At 46.0% G+C, this 21,404-nt stretch carries 18 protein-coding genes and 1 tRNA gene; 5 read left to right on the plus strand and 14 right to left on the minus strand.

The annotated features are described in order from the left end of the window. Positions 1 to 179: 179 nt before the first annotated feature. From E0698_RS13080 to E0698_RS13090, 3 genes are read right to left on the minus strand one after another with little or no spacing between them, the layout of a single operon-like run. A complete protein-coding gene (locus tag E0698_RS13080) occupies positions 180 to 1,700 on the minus strand; it encodes an extracellular solute-binding protein (RefSeq protein ID WP_192511849.1) in 1,521 nt (506 codons plus the stop codon). Positions 1,701 to 1,728: 28 nt separating this feature from the next. Beyond that, a complete protein-coding gene (locus tag E0698_RS13085) occupies positions 1,729 to 2,352 on the minus strand; it encodes a YesL family protein (RefSeq protein WP_025684614.1) in 624 nt (207 codons plus the stop codon). Between the two features lie 21 nt (positions 2,353 to 2,373). Continuing rightward, positions 2,374 to 3,351, minus strand: a complete 978-nt coding sequence (locus E0698_RS13090; RefSeq protein WP_192511850.1) for an ABC transporter permease — start codon at positions 3,349 to 3,351, stop codon at positions 2,374 to 2,376. 268 nt (positions 3,352 to 3,619) lie between these two features. Between E0698_RS13090 and E0698_RS13095 the strand changes: the two genes are divergently transcribed. After that, the gene (locus E0698_RS13095; RefSeq protein ID WP_192511851.1) at positions 3,620 to 4,504 is read left to right on the plus strand and encodes a carbohydrate ABC transporter permease; all 885 of its coding nucleotides are present in this window, start codon (positions 3,620 to 3,622) and stop codon (positions 4,502 to 4,504) included. A gap of 30 nt (positions 4,505 to 4,534) precedes the next feature. Here E0698_RS13095 and E0698_RS13100 read toward each other — a convergent pair whose 3' ends face one another. Continuing rightward, complete coding sequence (locus E0698_RS13100; protein WP_192511852.1) at positions 4,535 to 6,796, minus strand: helix-turn-helix domain-containing protein; 2,262 nt, start codon at positions 6,794 to 6,796, stop codon at positions 4,535 to 4,537. A gap of 220 nt (positions 6,797 to 7,016) precedes the next feature. On the opposite strand from E0698_RS13100, the gene E0698_RS13105 reads away from it, so the two are divergent. Next, positions 7,017 to 8,519, plus strand: a complete 1,503-nt coding sequence (locus E0698_RS13105) for a GDSL-type esterase/lipase family protein (protein WP_192511853.1) — start codon at positions 7,017 to 7,019, stop codon at positions 8,517 to 8,519. 344 nt (positions 8,520 to 8,863) lie between these two features. Beyond that, positions 8,864 to 9,196 (plus strand): hypothetical protein, encoded by a 333-nt coding sequence (locus E0698_RS13110; RefSeq protein ID WP_044648417.1) that lies wholly within the window; start codon positions 8,864 to 8,866, stop codon positions 9,194 to 9,196. 423 nt (positions 9,197 to 9,619) lie between these two features. Here the strand turns inward: E0698_RS13110 and E0698_RS27675 are convergent, their stop codons facing one another. Next, a complete protein-coding gene (locus tag E0698_RS27675) occupies positions 9,620 to 9,775 on the minus strand; it encodes a hypothetical protein (protein ID WP_443146912.1) in 156 nt (51 codons plus the stop codon). A gap of 153 nt (positions 9,776 to 9,928) precedes the next feature. Here E0698_RS27675 and E0698_RS13120 point away from each other — a divergent pair, with 153 nt between their 5' ends. Together E0698_RS13120 and E0698_RS13125 are read left to right on the plus strand one after the other, a co-directional pair. Continuing rightward, positions 9,929 to 10,486 carry a hypothetical protein gene (locus E0698_RS13120; RefSeq protein ID WP_192511854.1) on the plus strand — a complete coding sequence of 186 codons (558 nt, stop codon included), beginning with the start codon at positions 9,929 to 9,931 and terminating at the stop codon, positions 10,484 to 10,486. 259 nt (positions 10,487 to 10,745) lie between these two features. After that, on the plus strand, positions 10,746 to 11,357 hold the full coding sequence (locus E0698_RS13125; RefSeq protein WP_192511855.1) for a uridine kinase family protein: 612 nt from the start codon (positions 10,746 to 10,748) through the stop codon (positions 11,355 to 11,357). A 291-nt stretch (positions 11,358 to 11,648) separates the two neighbouring features. Here E0698_RS13125 and E0698_RS13130 read toward each other — a convergent pair. The 9 genes from E0698_RS13130 to pyrR all read right to left on the minus strand — a co-directional run bounded on the left by E0698_RS13130 (position 11,649) and on the right by pyrR (position 20,984). After that, positions 11,649 to 11,722, minus strand: a tRNA-Ile gene (locus E0698_RS13130). 126 nt (positions 11,723 to 11,848) lie between these two features. Then, on the minus strand, positions 11,849 to 12,013 hold the full coding sequence (locus tag E0698_RS13135) for a hypothetical protein (protein ID WP_014282411.1): 165 nt from the start codon (positions 12,011 to 12,013) through the stop codon (positions 11,849 to 11,851). Between the two features lie 149 nt (positions 12,014 to 12,162). Continuing rightward, positions 12,163 to 12,804 (minus strand): orotate phosphoribosyltransferase, encoded by a 642-nt coding sequence (pyrE, locus tag E0698_RS13140; protein WP_044648414.1) that lies wholly within the window; start codon positions 12,802 to 12,804, stop codon positions 12,163 to 12,165. Continuing rightward, positions 12,801 to 13,595, minus strand: a complete 795-nt coding sequence (gene pyrF, locus E0698_RS13145; RefSeq protein ID WP_273042151.1) for an orotidine-5'-phosphate decarboxylase — start codon at positions 13,593 to 13,595, stop codon at positions 12,801 to 12,803. Before pyrF ends, pyrE begins: the two co-directional genes overlap by 4 nt. Positions 13,596 to 13,661: 66 nt before the next feature. Then, the gene (gene carB, locus E0698_RS13150; protein WP_192511856.1) at positions 13,662 to 16,880 is read right to left on the minus strand and encodes a carbamoyl-phosphate synthase large subunit; all 3,219 of its coding nucleotides are present in this window, start codon (positions 16,878 to 16,880) and stop codon (positions 13,662 to 13,664) included. Position 16,881: 1 nt separating this feature from the next. Continuing rightward, positions 16,882 to 18,018, minus strand: coding sequence for a carbamoyl phosphate synthase small subunit (locus E0698_RS13155; protein ID WP_044648411.1), 1,137 nt, complete (start codon positions 18,016 to 18,018; stop codon positions 16,882 to 16,884). 61 nt (positions 18,019 to 18,079) lie between these two features. Then, positions 18,080 to 19,402, minus strand: coding sequence for a dihydroorotase (locus E0698_RS13160; RefSeq protein ID WP_192511857.1), 1,323 nt, complete (start codon positions 19,400 to 19,402; stop codon positions 18,080 to 18,082). Positions 19,403 to 19,506: 104 nt separating this feature from the next. Then, the gene (locus E0698_RS13165) at positions 19,507 to 20,421 is read right to left on the minus strand and encodes an aspartate carbamoyltransferase catalytic subunit (protein ID WP_192511858.1); all 915 of its coding nucleotides are present in this window, start codon (positions 20,419 to 20,421) and stop codon (positions 19,507 to 19,509) included. Then, positions 20,418 to 20,984: a bifunctional pyr operon transcriptional regulator/uracil phosphoribosyltransferase PyrR gene (gene pyrR, locus E0698_RS13170; protein ID WP_192511859.1), complete on the minus strand. Its 567-nt coding sequence runs from the start codon at positions 20,982 to 20,984 to the stop codon at positions 20,418 to 20,420. The genes E0698_RS13165 and pyrR overlap by 4 nt, the downstream gene beginning before the upstream one ends. Between the last annotated feature and the right edge of the window lie 420 nt (positions 20,985 to 21,404).

Consider the following 21,404-nt stretch of genomic DNA (forward strand, 5'->3'; position numbering starts at 1 on the left):
CTCGTTCTCTCCTGTCTTCATTTTTTGTGAATACGAAAATGATTTATAGGCTGAACTTAAAAATACACTGGAAAACGGAGTAGGCGGAATGGTGCTGAACAAGCGTCAGCGATGGTAAGCACCATCCGCCTGCGTAGTGGCACTTCATGTACACTGATGTTCAACCTATATCTATATCCTTATTTTTTCGATTTCTTGTACGCTTCCTCATACTCAGAGATGATCTGTGATCCACCAGAATTTTTCCAGTTCTCTACGGCTGCTTTGAATCCGGCTTCATCGGTCTCACCCATAATAAATTTGAACGTAGCATCGGTAATAATTTTTTCGAGTTCAGTTCCTTTTTCATTGGCAGTTACAGAATCCAGAGGAACGGTTGGGTCCAAAACGGCAAATTTGTTATTTTCCTTGATTAATTGATTGGCTAGTTCCTTTTCAGGGTTGGCATCTTTTAACGTGTAAGTTACTTCACTCGGTCTGGAGCTTGCAAACGGCTGTACATCTGCTTGCCACAAATCGGTGTTAATAATTCTGAAAGCTCCTTCATTATCAATGTCATAATGAGTTCCCTTGATACCACCTGTCATGTCCATAAATACTTCTTCATCAATCAAATCATTGACGAATTGAAGTAATCTCTTCAATTGAGCTTCCGTCTTCACCTCGGATTTAGGAAATGCCAGCAAACCGCCAACTCCGCTGCCCTCGGACCAAATGTGATATTTACCGTCTCCATTGGAGATTTTGTTTACAGGCACCAATTCAAGTCCCTTTTGCAATCCTTGTGACAGATTTCTCAAGTTTGTGATATCCACCATTCCCGTATAAATTCCGGTTTTCCCTTGAGCAAATTGCTGCTGCTGATCGGTTTTAGCGGTTACGGCGAAATCCTTCGATATATACCCGTTCTTATATAATTTATTGGAATACTTTATCGTCTCCAAATATTGAGGTGTATCAAATTCCGGCGTAAACTTGCCATTCTCATCTACTTTCCAGCCATTAGGTGTGCCAAAATAAGAGCTTAAGGTTTTAAAGCTGCTATAGCGCAGATCAGATCTGTCGCCAAAGCCTGTCGTATCCTTTTTGCCATTACCGTCCGGATCATCTTCTGTAAATGCTCTCGCAACTTCGTATAGCTCATCCAGGGTCGTAGGTACTTTAAGTCCTAAACGATCCAGCCAATCCTTGCGGATAACCAAGCCTGCTCGTGCCAAATTTTTCTGGAATGGAACTCCATACAGAACTCCCTCGATGGAAGCTGCATTTCTAACTTCGGGAGGTATCTTTTTTAAATTATCATAATCGTCCAAATAGCTCCCTACATCCCAGAATAGACCTGATTTCAATGAACTTCGAACTGAAGAATTTGTCATCATCGTAAGAGTCACGATATCCGCCAATTCACCGGACGCCAGCGCTGTAGTGATTCTCTCTTCTTTGGACGCATCAGGAACCCAGTTGAACGTAATCTTGGAATTGGTGTATTTTTCAATTTTGTTCTTAATCGTGTCTGTAGGTGGAGAGGCTGTATGCAATACATTTAACCAGGTTAATTCCAGCTTTGAATTCGGATCATAGGTTTGGCTGCCTTGATCCTCTGCCCCCTTGTCACTGCAAGCAGCTAAAAAAACACTCATGACCATAAGTACGGCAAGAAGGCCCGATACTCCCTTTTTCATCGTGATTCCTTTTTTCATCGTGTTTGCTCCTTTTCTGATCGTATATTCATGCCATATCTTCTTCTTTTACCAGAACCTCTCGCTCTATTTTGCTAAACACCTGATGCGTCATCCACATCACGAGATAACCGATGATACTGGCTCCGGCAAAAGTCAGAATTCCTGGGTACAAGCCTAGAATCAATGTAAAAAGCGCGACAATCGCAACAAAAAGAACAAGTGTATATTGTAAATACGAAAACCCAATCACCACGGACATTCTGATTTTCAACTTGATCCCTTTCCAATCATAATGAGCCAGTAACGGGAAAATGTACGCCAAGGAGATGAGATACAAAAAGGCTCCAATAAGCGTCACTACGCGAACATACCAGGACGAGACATTGACGATATCCACGTAGAGCACGTAGCCCACGAGGCTGTAAATTGCTCCAATGATCGCGGCTTCTTTAAAGCTTTCTCTAAAGTAACGTACAAACGTGGAGAAAATGGCGACCTCCTCATTCCCTCGAATCCATTGCCTTAAAATGCTGAGCATAGCTACAGTTGCAGGTCCCACGCCTATAAAGCCCAAGCCCAGGATCGTCGCAACCGTCCACAGCAAATTAAGGTAAACCAGCCGGAGCAGGCGCATGCACCATTTGTTCATGTTTTCTACAAACCGTACCATTCCGCATCCTTCCCGTCGTCATTAGTAAACGCCGTCTTCACCAAATTTCTTGGCCAGTCGATTGGAGCCCATGATCAGGATTAATCCTACCACGCCTTTAAAAAGTCCTACCGTCGTACTGAAGCTTAATTGTCCATTCTTTAAGCCCGCTGTATAAATGTAGGTATCAAAGATTTCAGCAACCTCGCGGTTTAGTGAGTTCAATAGCAGATACATATGCTCAAAGCCCAAATCCAGCGTGCTACCAATTTTCAAAATTAACAACGTAATAATGACTGGGCGAATTGCAGGCAAGGTAACATGCCATGTTTTTCGGAGACGTCCGGCACCGTCCATTTCTGCTGCCTCATACAGTTGCGTATCCACGACCGTAATCGCCGACAGATAAATGATGGTAGACCAGCCAAGTTCCTTCCAGATCACTTGCCCCATATAAACGGTACGCAACCATTCCGGGGAAGTTAAGAAGCTGATCTTCTCACCGCCTAGCGCAGCAATCATTTCATTTAGCACCCCGCCGTCTACGGTTAAAAATACATAAGAAATCGAAACAATGATGACCCATGACATAAAGTGCGGGATGTAGATAATCGTTTGGATGATATTTTTAAACACACGCTTCCTGACCTCATTCAGCATCAATGCCAAAATGATCGGTAATGGAAAGAAAATCACAATGTTGAGCGCAAACAAAACCAGGGTGTTACGTAATAGCATGAAAAACGTGGGCTCGGTAAATAAACGAATGAAATGCTTCATTCCTACCCACGGGCTGCCCGTGATTCCCAGAAAGGCTTGATAATCCTGAAACGCAATGACCAAGCCGCCCATAGGGAAATATTTAAAAATAATGAAGTACACTAGCCCGGGTAAAACCATTAGGTACAGCAACTTATGTTTTTGCATACGTAAAAGATTTTCCGTCGTTCTGTTGTTCTTTTTCATTTTCATATTCATATTCGGTTTCATGTTCGGTGACGGGACACTTGAAACTTTCATTAGCTCGACCTCCTTCAAACGTTTATGTATACGTTTTCAAGAGTACGTTATTTTTGGCATTACGCATATAATCATCAAATGATAGCGTTTACAAAACCTTATATACCGCCTATTTTCCGGCTTTTCACCTTACCTAATGATTACTACACAACCTAATGATTACCCTCTTTTTTCCATGCTTAGGAGAACACCTCAAGATTTGATTATATACGGAATTCCACCCTCTTGGTACAGTTTACATGTAAACGATTACGAGGAGGTCAATCACTTGGCACAAAAATCACTAAAAAAAGAATCGCTGGGCAGTCGTATTTTTACCATCGTAAACAGTACTTTATTAATTCTCATTGCCCTCACTTGTCTCTTGCCTTTTCTGAATATCATTGCCAGCTCTTTTGCTTCAACCCAAGAAGTGGTAGCTAAAAAATTCATTTTGTTCCCTGTCACTTTTTCCCTGGATGCATATCGGTATATCCTGTCGACCCCAACGATTTTCAGAGGACTAGGGGTTTCGATCGGAGTGACTGTCGTCGGTACCGTGGTGAGTATGATCTTTACTGCTTTTATGGCGTACGGATTATCCCGAAGATATCTGCTTGGCCGAAATACGATTAACTTCATTGTAGTGTTTTCCATGTTGTTTAGCGGGGGTATGATTCCAACTTTCCTGGTTGTAAAAAGCATTGGGCTTATCAATTCGTATTGGTCCCTTATTCTTCCCGTGGCCATTAATGCGTTTAACCTGATTATTATGCGTAACTTTTTTCAGGCGTTGCCGGATGATCTAGAGGAATCGGCCAAGATGGACGGGTGCAACGATTTTGGCATCTTCTTTAAAATTATGCTGCCGTTAGCGATGCCCTCTATTGCAACCATTTCACTTTTCTACGCGGTAGCCTACTGGAATACGTATATGCATGCCATTCTCTATATTAATGATTCCGCCAAATGGCCTATTCAGGTCTTGCTTCGCCAAATTGTAATCGTTTCCAGTGGTATGCAGGCAGAAGGAACTTCTGTGGATGTCATCCCACCTGCGCAGACGATTAAGATGGCGGTCATTGTGGTGGCAACCGTTCCTATGCTAATCGTGTATCCATTTGTGCAAAAACACTTTGTCAAAGGAGCATTACTAGGGGCGGTAAAAGGATAAACTGCCCCTCGATTGCTAGTGAAGTTCATTTTAATTCGCTTGCTTCATCTTACGGTATGCTCCGGGCGTGACCTGCTCCTTCTTCCGAAACGAGCGGATAAAGTTCTGCGGATTATGATATTGCAATCGCTCGGCGATTTCTTTAATCGTCATATCCGTCTCAATGAGCCACTTTTTGCCCATTTGCAGCCGGTAGCCCATCAGATATTCGCTGAACGTCGTACCGTATTCTTTTTTGAAAATACTGCTTAAATAATTGGGATTGTAATGAAGACGGTCCCCAATAAGCTCCAGTGACAATTCCTGGTCATATTCAGCCCGGATAATGGCGGCAATTTTCTCGGAGAGACAGCGGAATTGCTGGTTCGTCTTCTCCTTCATACTTTTTACCATAGGGGAAATGACTTGCTCCACCAGCATACGCTCGATCTCTTCTGGATTACGAATGTCCAGCAGACGATGGTACAACGCATGATTGTTCTGCGTCAGCAGCACTTCAATCCCTAGCAGCTGCTCCAATTGAATGAGGTTATTCACAAACCGCACCAACAGCACCTCAAAGTTCATGGAATGATTGTTCTTTGTCATTATTTCAGTCAATAAGGAATGTACGGTAAGTCGTACTTGCTCTTCATCTCCTATTCTAATGGCGTCAAACAGCTGCGATTCCATTTCCGTCGGATAATGAAGCAGCACCGGGCCTGAAATGACTGTGGAAATGTCTTCATAAAATATAATGGATTCTTTGCCTAAATTTAAACGGTGGTGCAAGGCTTGCTTACTCATCTCACAGGCTTCCTTGCTTTCTATCAAATTGTCATACGATTTACTAATGCCGATACTGATGGACACATTCAAATACTCTTTTACGGTTCGAATCAAAAGGGTGGCATCATCCAGCACTTGCTTGTTTATTTCCTGTTCATTCTTTCCTGTAAACATTAAAATGGTCGCCTGGATGTCATCGTTCAAAATGATGGGAAGCATTCGCTGCTGCTCTGGAATGGTTTCTTCTACGATTTTGTTAATAGCCAGCAGTAAAACGTCCTTATCCGAGGGCTCCCGATCTCCCAGATTATCCAGTTGAATCAACAGGGTAATATACATTTGGTTCTCCAGTTGCGGATAGCCCAAACGTGGCATTTTTCGTGCCAATTCCTCTGTTGAAATACGCCTGCGAAACAGGTTAAGGATCAATTGGGTTTCAAGCTGTGGCATTTCGGACTGAATGAGGCTTTCCAGGCTTTCCTTTTCCGTTACAATGCTGTCAATGGAATCAATAATCCAGTCAATTTCATTTTTGGAAGGCTCATTTTTGAACGAAAAATTAGGATTTTTAGGCAGGCTGCGTTTAATTTGCTGGAATGGCTTTGTAAAATAGACGGCTATGATATACGCCACCACCACAATCAAGAACGTAAGTACAAGTACCATCGTGATGATCCCGAATTTGGTCGTTTGGAATGCATTCGAAATCTCCTTTTTATCTAATATCGTTAAATACGTCCAGTTGTTATAAGCAGACTTGGCATAAATGACCTGCTGAGCAGGCTGATGCTTCGTTTTTTCCAGTGTCAACATGCCTGAATTGTCGGGTGTAGCCGTAGCCTCTGAAATGTGCTGAAGCTGCCGGGTGGTCAATAATTGGTCGACAGGCTCTGTTTCGTACATTAAATCGCCTTGTTTATTCAGAATAAAAACGGCCGTGTGATCCTCTGCTTGAATTGTACGATTTAACGTTTTCAACGAAATATCCGACAGCGCAATGGCTTGCTTCTTTTTGGAGAATACAGGCAAAGTATTTACAAAGCGGATTCCCTTGTCTGTTTTAATCCAGAATAGCCCCTTATCCTGATGGTCGATATAGGTTTTAAATAGCTTCTCCCGTTCTGTTTTCGTCAAATAGGACAAGCTTCCATTGGATATTTTCCAATTCTGATCCAGGCTAATCAGTGAGTATTCCGTTCCTTCTAATCCCATCGTAGCAATATAATTGAGTTGCGAATTCACATTCCGATACGCTACAAAATCTTTTTCTGTAATGGGATGTTTTACGACTTCATCAAATGAACTGGTCGTACTATACGTATTAAAAGCATATTCAATAGTTTGGATTTTCTGCTCCAGACTGTTTTTGATCTGTGTCATGTAGCTTTGTTTACTGTTGGAAACCCTTTCCATGACTGAGCTAATTGTTGTAAAATAGATGTAGCTGCCGAAGCTGGCCACCAACCCTATTCCCAAAACCAGAATCGTAATAAAAATGGTGTAGAACATCCTGCCTTTTTTCATTGCGCTCCCCCTTTGGTTCTTTGCATCATACCAAAATTATAGCGCTTTCATAACAAGGTTTAAATCTTTTTTTCACGTGTGCATTTATTTAAAAAACAAACCTGAACTTGAGCCCACTCTTTAAGCAGAAATGTTAAATACCATTACATCCGTCCCATCCCGTTTTATGTTCATCTGGATTAGCTTGCAGAATTCAAAAAAAGGAATTTGGAGGTCACTTATGTTACACGTTATTAGTTATAAAGAACAGATTGTAAAAGAAGAATTTCCAGTAGACACTTCCTTTCTCTCCCTCTATCCAGCAGCGGCCCACGAAGCTCGCCCTTTTATATTGGTACTGCCCGGCGGTGGCTACGAGCACCTGGCACAACATGAAGGAGAACCAATCGCCCGGTGGTTGAATGATCTAGGCATTCATGCAGGGGTGCTACATTATCAAGTAGGGGATTTTGAGGTCGATTCCTTGTTGGAGGATGTAGAATTTGCCTTAAAGTGGATTCGCCAAACACCCAAAGACTGGCAAGTAATTCCGGAGCAAGTCGGACTGATTGGATTTTCAGCAGGCGGGCACTTGGCCTCCATCGTCGCCACCAAAGGAGCAGAAAAACCCGATCTTCTGCTATTGGGATACCCTGTGATTACGTTTCATGATGCTTATACACATATCGGAAGCCGCACTCATTTTTTAGGTGAACAGCCGACACAGGACCAGCTTCACGCCTTTTCATCCGATCGACAAGTGACTTCACAGACCCCTCCAACTTTTATTTGGACAACAGCCAATGACGCCACTGTTCCGGTCGAAAACAGCTTGTTGCTGGCTTCTGCATTATCCAGAGAAGGCATTTCATTTGAGCTGCATGTATTTGAGGAAGGGCGACACGGCTTGGGGCTGGCTGAGGATAACCGCGAGTGCCAGCAATGGCTCGCTCTTGCGGAAAAGTGGCTCCAAAAACATAGCTATGTTACGGAAGGACAGCGGATCACATCCAGGCTGTTTATCGCTGGTGATTCCACGGCTGCCCAAAAAGGAGCTACCGAAAAACCGATGACAGGCTGGGGCGAACACTTGCAGAGTTATTTTGACCCGTCTGTTCAAGTGAACAATCGTGCGGTTAATGGACGAAGCACTAAATCTTTTATAGCGGAAGGTCGATTGACTCATATTGAAAAGGATTTTCGAGCCGGCGATTATCTGTTTATTCAATTTGGACACAACGATGAGAAGAAAGAAGATCCCACCCGCTATACCGATCCTGACGGGGACTACCGTCAAAACCTAATTCAATGTATCGAGTCTGCTCGGGAGCGTGGTGGAATTCCAGTGCTATTGACCTCTGTAAGCCGCCGCCGCTTTACCGCAGACGGAGAACCTGATCCGCTTGCTGTGGGAGCTTATCCCGCAGCGATGAGACGAGTAGCGGAGGAAACCCGAACACCGCTGCTCGATATTTTTAAAGCTTCTCAGCAGCTTTATCGGGCCATGGGAGAAGAAAGGTCCAAGCTGCTATTTATGCATTTGCCTGGAAAAGCACATCCGAATTACCCCGCTGGCGTAACAGATAATACTCATTTTTCTGATGAAGGAGCGCGTCAGATCGCCAAGTTGGTCGCTGAGGCAATTAGCAAATGTACGGAATTGCACGCCTTAAAGCAGCTCATGCGCATGGAAGGAACGAATCAACACAGCGGTGAGAGACTCATTCATCACCTTGTCAACTGAACTCAAGAAGCAGCAAATACATGCACGAAAAAACGGACTTGGGGCTAATCAGTCCGACGTCCGTTTTTTAATTTCACTGGTTGATGTTTCCATTGGATGACTTGAGAGTCGTTTAAACAACATCTGTTGTATCCTTATGTTATCATGAGCGCAGGGTTATACGTCTTATTGATTCAAGCTAAATAGTGTATTCTTTAATTCATATATTTTAATTTTTTGTAACTATTAGGGCTTTTGTATTATTTAGTTGTAGAATTTTGACAACATTTGTCGAATGAAGCGAAATCAACAATTTTACATGGTATATTTTAGGAGCTCACATCATACATCAGGAGGAATTTTTTATGAATACTAAGAAAATATTATTATCGACGGTCATGTCTTTAGGGCTCATTGGTAGTATCATCGTCCCTAGTGCGTCCGCAGCAGTAGGTCCTTCACCGATAATTACGCCTACTGTAGAAGTTAACGGAGTATACTACAGAACTGCTACGTTACCACGAAATTATTCCTATGCGCTGTCAAATTACCCGGGGGATACTTATAAAGTGGCAAGTGGAAATGTGACAGTCTCCGCTTCTGGCGTGGTAACAACCACCACTGCAACAACCGCAAGAGTTGAGATTTACGGCGGTAACGGTAAATTGAGAATGGTATACACTGTTAAGGTGCTCTAAGATTGGAGTAAGTGTTCCTGGGAATGTGAGTCAACGATCATTATCAAAATGGTGATTTGGTAGCGAGTTTTTTAGGCACTTTGTTAAGCGATTTCGAGAATATCAAAAGAAGCACTGTCCGTTTATTAGGGCAGTGCTTCTTTATGGGGCGAAAAGAACTCATATTGCTTTTTTATCAGTGGAACCCTTTATTAGTTTTCATTGAACTCACAGACTTATGAGAAGTTTTATTTAAATACTCTTCAAATTGAGTACCAAATGCTCGAACGTCCTCTTTTCTAAACTTTCGTGAAATCAATAAAGATACCCCAAAGAGATTATTGAGGAATTCAATTTAACTTGATAAAAAGGCATTGATCTTCACAATCGCTACTTTTTATATGTGAAAGGTAAGAATATATTTCTAGCTTTACCCAACTGAAATCATCTTCTCCGCAAGAACTTCACTTCTCTGCGAGCACTATTTATAGATATAACCAGACCTGTTAACTCCGCATTGTCGAATGGGCTAAATACAACCAGTGAGACAGCCGTACGTGAATTGTAGGAGTTGATCAGCGCCTGCTCTAAAAGTTGCACTTCCTGATCATCCCACTCCGGCTTACCTCGCCGTTGTAAAAATTATATTACGAACATACATTCTAAACAAGATGAATCAATCTAGAAAAATATTCCTAGTTCTGATAGACTAATTTTGTGTTTTGAAAGTTAAATGGATAAGGAGTCATAAAAATGAAGAAATTTATATTAGTATTCTTCTCAGTAATCATTGTTTCTGTATTCCTCCAATTTCCAACATTTGCTGCGGAAATCAATGCCAAAGAGATCCTAAAGAAAAAATATCCTCGTGAAATTGTAACACTAAGCAAATCTGCAGATTTAAACGGAGATGGTAAAAAGGAATACTTCCTACTTACTGAAGCGGGTAATTTTTTTCTTGTTAATTCTAAAGGGGCTGTTGTATTAATTAACACAAATATAATAAGTGATGAATTTTTTGAACAGCCAACTATCCAGATTTATCAAGTATCTAAAAAAGAAAAGCACGTAGCAATAACGTTTGAATATGGACCATCAAACACACAGTTTTATGCTTATCAATATAGAAATGGTACATTATTTAATAAACTTTCCATTATGGGTGATCAGGGTGTACAAGTTGATATAAAGGGAACCGTTAAACAATATTGGAAAAAGTACAGACCTGAGGGTGGATGGGATTTAGCTATAGCGACGTATTCATGGAGGACTTCAAAGAATAAGTACCTCGGAGCAGGCCTACTGCCTTAATTAATCATCTCCAATGAAATGCTCACGTTTAAAGTCATCTAAAGAAATACATTGGGACTCACACCAGCATTCAGCCAGTGGAGTCCTCTTTTAGATCTAAGTGTAAACTCACTGTGGGTTGATGAGATACATACCGTTAAGCTGTCCGTTCTCAACGGAAGCGGCCTATGATAAACTTAGCTTATCATAATTTACCAAATAATAGATATTGGATATTTCATTAAAGGGCAGGATTGCTGAATGGAAAGGGTGATCACTTATGAGCGATTTTAAAATAATAGAGGGGCATTTCAACTCTTTTCAAAACTTCGTAAATGCTATAAACGAAAAATCTAAAAAGCAATCTACTTTGCTGATTGGGATAGATGGTTGTGGTGGTTCTGGTAAAAGTACATTCGCTTACAAGTTAAAAGAAGAACTATCTAATTCAACTATTGTTCACAAGGATGATTTTTATCTCCCCTCCTCTGACATTATAAATACACACCCTTCAAAAAAGCCTGTTGGTGCTGATTTTGATTGGAAACGTCTTTTAAATCAGGTACTGGAGCCAATAAGACAAGAAAGGGATGGGCGTTATCAACGTTATGATTGGGAGACGGATAAGTTAGCGGAATGGCATACTGTTCCTGCTGGCGGCATTGTCATAATCGAAGGAGTATATTCCATCCGAAAGGAACTGGAGGATAAATATGATTTTAAAATTTGGGTTGATTGTCCACGAGAAATTAGGCTTTCAAGAGGTCTTGAAAGAGACGGAGACTGTGCTCGTGGGATGTGGGAAGATAATTGGATGATTTCAGAAGACATTTATGTAGAAGCTCATAAGCCATTTAAAAAAGCAGATCTCGTTATTAGTGGAACTTTATAAATTTCTTATTTAATTGCATTTTGGGCAACATGGATATCTGGTGAAATTTAATTAGTAGGCCATGATCAATTACGTTGGGTCAACAAAGAAACAATACTTCAATATGATTTCTTACCTGCAGATTTACCATTTGTCACACAACTTAGTAAAGGTGATAAACTACGAAAAAAATTCACGTTCGCAAATACGTTCGCAAATTATAATCAGCCCCTTTCAAATGCTACTTTCCCCCATTTTCTCAACCTTTACAAACAACAAAAAACCCTTGCTAGGCAAGGGTTTTTGAGGAAATGGGCCCTGAGGGACTCGAACCCCCGACCAATCGGTTATGAGCCGACCGCTCTAACCAACTGAGCTAAGGGCCCTCAAAAAAATATGTATATTCACGCTACATTTACATAAAACAGCGGCGTTAATTAATATACAACATTTTCTTGTGTTTCGTCAATAGTTTTCCGAAAATTTTTCTTTTTTTATTTATTTTTATGAATCTAGGGAATAAATCGAACGCCATAACGTCCTTTGCGCGAGCGGTACACCTCCACTGCGCGGGGATCGTTGTAGCCGTACATCCAGCCATCGTGCTCCAGCCTTTTTGCCAGACATCCTGCCTGAAATTTGGTCGTGTACAGTCTGCCGTAGTAAATCCAATACATCCGAACTCCCTCTTTTCACATGATGGTAGGAGTTAGTGTAACCGGATCGAATTCGATTTACACAGCCTGAGTTATAACAATCTACAACGGTTAGCAACGAGTATGAGTCGCTTTAATAAACGGCGCCGTTGCACTCAATATGCTGAGCCTTATTTGCCAAAGGAGGCCGGGTCCTGACGCCACGAACGCAGCAGCTCCAGTTCTTCCTCCTGAATCGTTCCCTCACGCAAGGCAACGTCCATCAGGGCCGTGTAATTGGACAAGCTTTGCAGCTTCACACCTGCTTCTGCAAAGGCTTGAGTCGCTTTATCAAGCTGGTAACTGAAAATAGCGAGTACAGCTAACGGCTGGGCGCCTGCTTGCTCTACGGCCTGCGCTGCTTTGATGGAGCTGCCGCCAGTAGAGATGAGATCCTCGATAACAATAACCTTTTGCCCCTCACTAATCCGACCTTCGATCTGGTTCTCTTTGCCGTGTCCTTTAGCTTTGTCCCTTACATACGCCATCGGCAGATTAAGCTTTTGCGCCACCCAGGCAGCATGAGGAATGCCCGCTGTAGCCGTGCCTGCTATGACTTCGGTTTCAGGGTATTGCTCACGGATCACAGCAGCGAACGAATCAGCGATCAGCTCGCGCACCTCCGGGTAGGACATGGTCAGGCGATTGTCACAGTAGATAGGTGATTTAATGCCGGATGTCCATGTAAAAGGCTGCTGCGGACGTAGCGCTACCGCCTGAATTCGTAACAGATGGGATGCAATTTGCTCGGGGATATTATTTAATGTAGTCATACTTGGTTCATCTCCTCAATAATGTGTTCCGCTGCGGCACGCGGGTCTGATGCAGCCGTAATGGGGCGTCCAACGACGATGTAGCTGCTGCCTTGGGCGATGGCTTGTCCAGGTGTCACTACACGTGACTGGTCGCCTGTAGCGCTGCCTGCCGGACGTATGCCAGGGGTAATCGTCTTGAAGTCCGCCCCGCATACAGCGCGGATCGCAGGCACTTCCAACGGGGATGCCACTACTCCGTCCAATCCCGCCTCACGGGTCAGTTGTGCGTATCGAACGACCACATCCTGTACTGTACCGGGAATGCCTATCTCCTTATTCATGGTTGTCTGGTCCGTACTGGTCAACTGTGTAACTGCTATAATGAGCGGCATGGCAAGTGAACTGTCTGCCAAAACAGCGGCTTCGGCCCCAGCCTTGGCGGCTGCCATCATATTTCTTCCTCCGGCAGCGTGTACGTTGAACATATCCACACCCAGGCGGGTGATGCTCTCCGCACCTCCCCGTACGGTGTTGGGGATATCATGCATTTTCAAATCCAGAAATACGGAGTATCCTCTCGACTTTAGCTGCTCTACAAAAGCTGGCCCTGCGCTATAAAACAGCTGCATGCCTACTTTTATATAACAGGGAATACCCTCCAGCTGTTGAATGAGCCGCTCCGCCTGCTGCGCATCCGGATAATCTAACGCGACCATCAACCGTCCTGCCATCTGCTGAAATGCTTCGTTCACCGTCCTGCATCCCCTTTTCACGTCAATTCGGGTATATTTGCCCGTGATAAAGGACATCCGTCAGCCGAAGCTGATGATGTCCTTTCCTGTACTACTTATTTTTCATCCTCTATTCGTATCGTGTTAGTGGCTCAGAACCGGCATGGATTCGGATGTAAAGTTAATCGTCTCCAGCATTCTCAGCAAAGCGCGTACAGTATCCAGCGAGGTCATGCAGACGATGCCGTTCTCAACCGCTTCACGGCGGATGCGGAATCCGTCACGCTCTGGCGTTTTCCCCTTGGTCAGCGTATTGAAGACGAAGTTGGCTTCACCCGTACGGATCATATCCAAGATGTTCGGGGTTCCCTCGCTCAGCTTGTTGATCGTCTTCACTGGAATGTTAGCCTGCTCCAGCGCAGCCGCCGTTCCACCTGTTGCAATAATTTTGTAGCCCAGTCTGTAAAAGCCCTGCATCAACTCGACTGCTTCTTCTTTGTCCTTATCCGCCACCGTGATGATGATCGCTCCAGTAGATGGGATTTTCATACCAGCACCTACGAGTCCTTTGTACAGCGCTTTGGCGTACTGAATGTCGCGTCCCATCACTTCACCCGTCGATTTCATTTCTGGCCCCAGGGTCGGCTCTACACGGCGCAGCTTGGCAAAAGAGAATACTGGAACCTTGACCGAGACATAATTACTTTCAGGCCATAGCCCTTCTGTATAGCCCGCATCCTTGAGCTTGCCGCCCAAAATGGCCTGTGTCGCCAGATTCGCCATCGGGATATTCGTGACTTTGCTCAGGAAAGGAACCGTCCGCGAGGAACGCGGGTTGACCTCGATCACATACACCTCATCTTTATGAATGACGAACTGGATGTTCACCAGGCCAATCGTTTTCAATTCCTTGGCGATGCTGATCGTGATTTCCACGATTTTTTGCTTCAGTTCGTCGGACAAGTGCTGCGGCGGATACACCGCGATAGAGTCACCTGAGTGAACCCCAGCCCGTTCCACATGCTCCATAATGCCCGGCACCAGTACCGTATCGCCGTCACAGATGGCGTCAACCTCAACTTCTTTGCCCAGCATGTAACGGTCGATCAGCACCGGGTGTTCAGGGTTGATTTTAACGGCTTCTTCCATGTAGCGCAGCAATTCCGAATCGGAGTATACAATCTCCATCGCCCGTCCGCCGAGGACGTAGGATGGACGCACCAGCACCGGGTAGCCCAGCGCCTGCGCAGTTCCTACCGCTTCATCTACCGAGATGACCGTGTTGCCTTTAGGCTGTGCAATAGCCAGACGTGACAGCAGCCGCTCAAACTTTTTCCGATCTTCCGCTTCGTCGATACTTTCCAGACTCGTACCCAAAATGTTCACGCCTGCCGCACTAAGCGGAGCTGCGAGATTAATGGCCGTTTGACCGCCGAACTGGACGATAACGCCAATCGGTTTTTCCTGCTCGATGACATTCATAACATCCTCGAAGAAAAGCGGCTCAAAGTAGAGACGGTCGGATGTGTTAAAGTCCGTAGATACCGTTTCTGGGTTGTTATTGATAATTACTGCTTCGTAGCCTGCTTTTTGAATGGCCCATACCGCATGTACGGTGGAGTAATCAAATTCAATCCCTTGCCCGATCCGAATCGGCCCGGAGCCGAGTACGATGACTTTCTCTTTATTGGATGGAATCACTTCGTTTTCCACCTCATAAGAGGAGTAGTAGTACGGCGTTGTAGCTTCAAACTCGGCTGCGCATGTATCTACCATTTTATAGACAGGACGCAGGTTGTGACTCAGGCGGAACTCACGTACCTCGCGCTCGGTTGTCATGCTGCCACCCGGTTGGCCCAGACTGCGAACCTCGGCGATGGAGCGGTCCGTAAAGCCATTACGTTTGGCCTGATAGAGTCTTTCGTAGGTCAGTTCGGACTCTTCAGCCATTTTGGCTTCGAACTTGACGATGCCCTCTACCTTGTCAAGGAACCACCAGTCAATTTTCGTTAAATCCTGAATTTCCTGCTGCTCCCAGCCACGACGGAATGCCTCAGCTACCAGGAACAAGCGCTCATCATCTGCTTTAATCAGGCGCTCCGTGAGTACCTCATCCGACAGTTGATCGGCCCCCTTAAGATGCAGACGATGTACACCGATTTCCAGCGACCGTACCGCTTTGTGGATGGACTCTTCGAACGTGCGTCCGATAGCCATCACTTCGCCAGTTGCTTTCATTTGCGTGCCCAGCTTGCGGTTGGCAGAAATGAATTTATCGAACGGCCAGCGCGGTATTTTGCTCACGATGTAATCCAGAGTAGGCTCAAAGCAAGCATACGTTTGTCCCGTTACCGGGTTCACGATTTCATCCAGCGTGTAGCCCAGCGCGATTTTGGCAGCCATTTTGGCAATTGGATATCCAGTCGCCTTGGAAGCCAGCGCTGAGGAACGACTCACCCGCGGATTTACTTCAATGACATAGTATTGATAGCTGTGTGGATCAAGTGCAAACTGCACATTACATCCGCCTTCAATGTTGAGAGCACGGATAATTTTCAGGGAAGCGGAGCGTAACATCTGGTACTCGCGATCTGACAGCGTCTGACTCGGCGCTACAACGATACTGTCGCCAGTATGTACGCCGACCGGATCAAAGTTTTCCATATTGCAGACAACGATACAGTTATCATTGCCGTCACGCATGACCTCATACTCGACTTCCTTCATGCCTGCGATGCTTTTTTCCACCAGACATTGTCCAATTGGACTGTAACGCAAGCCAGAGCTTACCGTCTCACGCAGTTCTTCTTCGTTTACACAGATCCCGCCGCCTGTTCCACCCAGCGTATAAGCCGGGCGAACGATAATCGGATAACCGATTTCGTTAGCAAAATCCAGCGATTCATCTAACGTTGTAACAATGACACTCTCAGGTACAGGCTGTTCCAGCTCACGCATCAAATCGCGGAACAAGTCACGGTCTTCGGCTTTTTCAATCGAAGTCAGCTGTGTTCCCAGCAGCTTGACGTTTTCACGCTCCAGTACTCCGGCACGAGCCAGCTCCACCGCCATATTCAGTCCTGTTTGTCCTCCCAGTGTAGGAAGCAGGCCATCCGGACGCTCTTGACGGATAATTTGTGTTACAAAATCAAGTGTAATCGGCTCGATGTATACTTTGTCCGCCATGTTCGTGTCTGTCATGATGGTTGCCGGGTTACTGTTGATCAGCACTACCTCGACGCCTTCTTCTTTGAGCGCTTGACAAGCTTGTGTACCAGCGTAGTCGAATTCCGCAGCCTGACCAATCACGATAGGGCCGGAACCAATTACGAGTATTTTTTTATGTTCTGTATTTTTCGGCATATTAGCGCTCTCCTCTCACTGCGGCGGCGATAGCAGCCTGACGCGGTTGCTTTGGATGATTTCTTTTGTGCTCACGGATCATGTCCAGAAAGCGGTCAAACAAGTAGCCGTTATCGTAAGGTCCAGGCGCAGCCTCCGGATGATATTGCACCGAAAACGCGGGATACTTGGTATGCTTAAGGCCTTCAATCGTTTTATCGTTGTTATTAATATGCGTCACTTCAAGCTCGGTTCCTTCGATCGAACCCTCATTCACCGTGTAGCCGTGATTTTGTGAAGTAATGAAGCAGCGTCCACTCTCCAGTTCCTTCACCGGATGGTTACCGCCGCGATGACCGAATTTCAGTTTCTCCGTATCCGCTCCCGAAGCTAAGGCAAACAGCTGGTGTCCCAGGCAAATTCCGAAGATCGGATATTCCCCTAGCAGTTCAGCCACCGTGCGTACGGCATGCGGTACGTCTTTGGGATCTCCAGGGCCGTTGGACAACTGAATTCCGTCCGGGTCCAAGCGACGAATTTCCTCTGCCGTTGTATCATGTGGAACAACAACCACATCACAATCCCGTTTATTCAGCTCGCGCAAGATACCGCTCTTAGCACCATAGTCAATCAGTACGATCCGCTCCCCGTTGCCAGGGCTGCTATACGGATGAGGCGTTGAGGTCAATGGAACCTGATTACGCAGTTCTTCAATCGTCAGGTCAGCCATCATTTCTTTCAGTTCTTCCACAGGCTGAGTGCCTGTCGTCAAAATGCCCTTCATCGTGCCGTGATGGCGAATAATCCGGGTAAGCATGCGGGTGTCGATGTCGCTAATACCAATGATGCCATATTCCTTCAGCAAATCGTCCACGCTGTATTGGGCACGCCAGTTGCTTGGCACCGGCTCGTAACGTCGAACGGCAAAGCCATGCACATAAGGCCGTACCGACTCGAAGTCATCCCGAGTAATTCCGTAATTGCCAATCAGCGGGTAAGTCATCGTTACGATTTGTCCGCAATAAGAGGGATCAGTCAGTACCTCCTGGTAGCCTGTAATCCCTGTGTTGAAAACGACCTCGCCTGTTTTTTCACCGTCCGCACCAAATGCTGTGCCTGTAAACAGCGTGCCGTCCTGAAGCAACAATCTTGCCTGCATCCCGTCTCACTCCTCTGTATGATTTCCTGCTATAAGGTTCTATTATTTTAGTGGTTTGTATTTATTTCACTTCGTCAGCAGACCATACCAGTCTGCCGTCTACCCAAGTTTTCACTGGCCAGCCTTTAAGTTTCCAGCCTGTAAAAGGAGTGTTCCGTCCTTTGCTGGCAAATGTTTGCGGATCAACGGCCTGCTCCTGCTCCAGATCAATCATGGTCAGGTCGGCGGGGGCTCCTTCTTCCAAGCGCCCTGTGTCGAGGCGGAAGACACGCGCCGGGTCAGCCGTCATGCGCCGTACCAGAAAGTCCAGCGTCCATTTTCCGGTAGCTACAAATTTCGTGTACAGCAGCGGAAAAGCTGTTTCAAAGCCAACGATGCCGAAAGGTGCTAGTTCCAAGCCTTTTGCCTTCTCTTCTTCGCTGTGTGCCGCATGGTCGGTTACGATGATGTCGATCGTCCCGTCCTCCAGTCCCTCGATGCAGGCCTGCACATCACGCGGGGAGCGCAGCGGAGGATTCATTTTCCAGTTCGCATCCAGCCCCGGAATGTCTTCATCCGACAATACCAGATGGTGTGGACATACCTCAGCCGTTACCTTGATGCCAAAAGATTTCGCGTGGCGGATCAACCGCACAGACTGCTCCGTGCTGACATGGCATACATGATAGTGTGCCCCGGTTGCCTCGGATAGTAAAATGTCCCGTCCGACGTGAATCGCTTCAGATTCGTTCGGAATGCCTTTAAGTCCGTGACGCTTGGCAAATTCGCCGTCTGTCACCGCCGCTCCTTCAACAAGCGTGTTATCTTCGCAGTGAGCAATAACCGGCATATCCAGCGCTTTGGCCCGCGCCATGGCGTCCTTCATCATTTGCGCGCTTTGCACCCCGACACCGTCGTCAGTAAAGCCGATTGCGCCTGCTGCTTTGAGCGCTTCAAAGTCCGTCAGCTCGCGGCCCAACTCGTTTTTAGTAATGGCTGCGTAAGGAAGTACCTTGGCAAGCCCGGCGTCCTGGCCCTTTTTCAGTACCAGTTGAACCGTATCCGCATTGTCTGTCACCGGGCGTGTGTTCGGCATGCAGGCAATCGTCGTAAATCCGCCTTTCACCGCCGCGCGGCTGCCCGTTTCAATCGTTTCTTTATATTCAAAGCCAGGTTCTCTCAGATGCACATGCATGTCGATCAAACCGGGAATCACCAGCTTGCCTTGGGCGTCGATTTTTTCGACTTGGCTCTCCTGCTCGGATGCCCCTTCTTCCACGAGTAGACTAACTCCAGCGTCCGCATTTACGATTGCTAGGATTTTTCCATCCGCGATCAGAATAGATTTCAGTTCAGCTTCGCCCTGTTCGTTCAATACGCTTGCGTTCATAATTAATTGGTTCATGTAAAAAGTTCCTCCGCTCAGGTTTTCTGCAACTTTTGCCGCTGCTTGTTATGCTTTGCTTTAACCGTTACCAATGCTAGTTCCGCGATCCTGCGGGACAGCTTCTACAGCTTCATTGCCCGTTCCATAACCGCCATGCGGATTGGAACCCCGTTTGCCATCTGCGGGAAAATCCGTGATTGCTCGCTTTCCACGACTGCACTGTCGATTTCCACATTCCGGTTCACTGGAGCCGGATGCATAATGATCGTTCCGGGTTTAAGATTGGCTGCTCTTTGCTCTGTCAAGCCGTACTGCTCGCGATACTCATCCGCTGAGCGCAGCATTCCTTCGGCGTGTCGTTCCAGCTGTACCCGAAGCATCATAACTACGTCTGCCTGCAATGCCTCTTGCATCGGTACATAAGACGCGTGCGCCGCAAGATCAGATGCCTGCATATTGTCCGGCGCGCAGAAGCTAACCTGGGCTCCAAATTTTTGCAAGGCCCACAGATTCGATCGAGCCACACGGCTGTGCAGAATGTCTCCAATGATGGATACTCGCAAGCCTTTTAGCTCGCCGAAAGTCTTGCGCATCGTGTACAGATCCAGCAACGCCTGCGTTGGATGCTCGTTGTTGCCATCACCAGCGTTTACCAGTGGGACACTGACCTTCTCAGCAAGCTCCTGCAGCACTCCGGCTGGCTTCAGCCGAATGACTCCTGCGTCGATGCCCATGGATTCAAGCGTGCGCACCGTGTCGTAGATGGATTCCCCTTTTTCTACACTGGAGGCCGCAGCGGAAAAGTTCAAAACCTGAGCGCCTAAGCGTTTTTCCGCCATTTCAAAAGAAAAGCGGGTGCGGGTGCTATTTTCAAAAAACATGTTAGCCGCAAAGCGTGATTGTAGCACTGGAACCAGCTTTTCCGGCTGTGATTCCCAATAATGAGCGCGATCCAGAATGGACTCGATTTCATTTCGGCTAAGTTCTTTTAATCCGAGCAGGCTGCGTTCTCTAAGTTGACTGGTTGTTGTAATCATGCCTGTTCCCCCCGGTTCTGATTGATCGTCACTTCGTCCTTACCGTCCGTCTCCTGAAGCGCAACTACGATTTCCTCGGATTTGGAGGTCGGGATGTTCTTGCCGATGTAATCCGGACGAATCGGAAGCTCACGGTGTCCGCGATCTGCCAGCACCGCCAGCTGGATCATTTGCGGTCGTCCGCAGTGCATCAATGCGTCCATCGCCGCGCGAATGGTACGGCCTGTGTACAGCACATCGTCGAAGAGAATGACTTTCTTATCATGAACCGATACGTCAGTGGGATTCATCAAAAGCTCTTTTCCATTTCCCTTGGCTTCGGCATTGTTCCCCCGGTCATCGCGGTAAGCTGTGACATCCAGCTCCCCCCATGGAATCGGAGCGCCCTCAATTTCAGCGATTTTTGCAGCGAGACGCTGCGCCAGATGAACCCCTCGCGTTCGAATGCCTACCAGCACACAATTGTCAATTCCTTTATTTTTTTCCAAAATTTCATGTGCAATCCGTGTCAAAGCCCGGCGAATCGCAATTTCATCCATCAGTACATGTGTTTCATTACTCATGCTTCCAGCCTCCTCAGGTTATGTTCCCTTCAGACCTGGTCCCGTGTTCGGATACAAAAAAGACTCCTTGCCCAAGTTTGGCAAGGAGTCTCGTATGAACAGTCTTCCACCGTTCTCCGATCTCTCGGATACACTGAAGACATACCGCCGCAGCGGATGCACTAATCAGTGATCCATTCACGTTACCTTGCCAGCCTCACGGGACTGATTTAAAGGTGCTATTCAGGATTTCCTTTATCCAGCTTCTCATAGTGCAAGATGGCAAGCCATCTTTTGGACAAAGTTCATCGCAACTACAAGAAGTATGACAGATTGAAAATCACGTGTCAACACCTGTTCAACCGGAGCCACCGGAAGCACTTAAATAATTATACATCTTTACTGTATAATTATCCATAGTTGTTTTTACATACACCTTGC

Source organism: Paenibacillus sp. 23TSA30-6 (assembly GCF_014858585.1).
In the GTDB taxonomy this organism is placed as follows: Bacteria; Bacillota; Bacilli; order Paenibacillales; family Paenibacillaceae; genus Paenibacillus.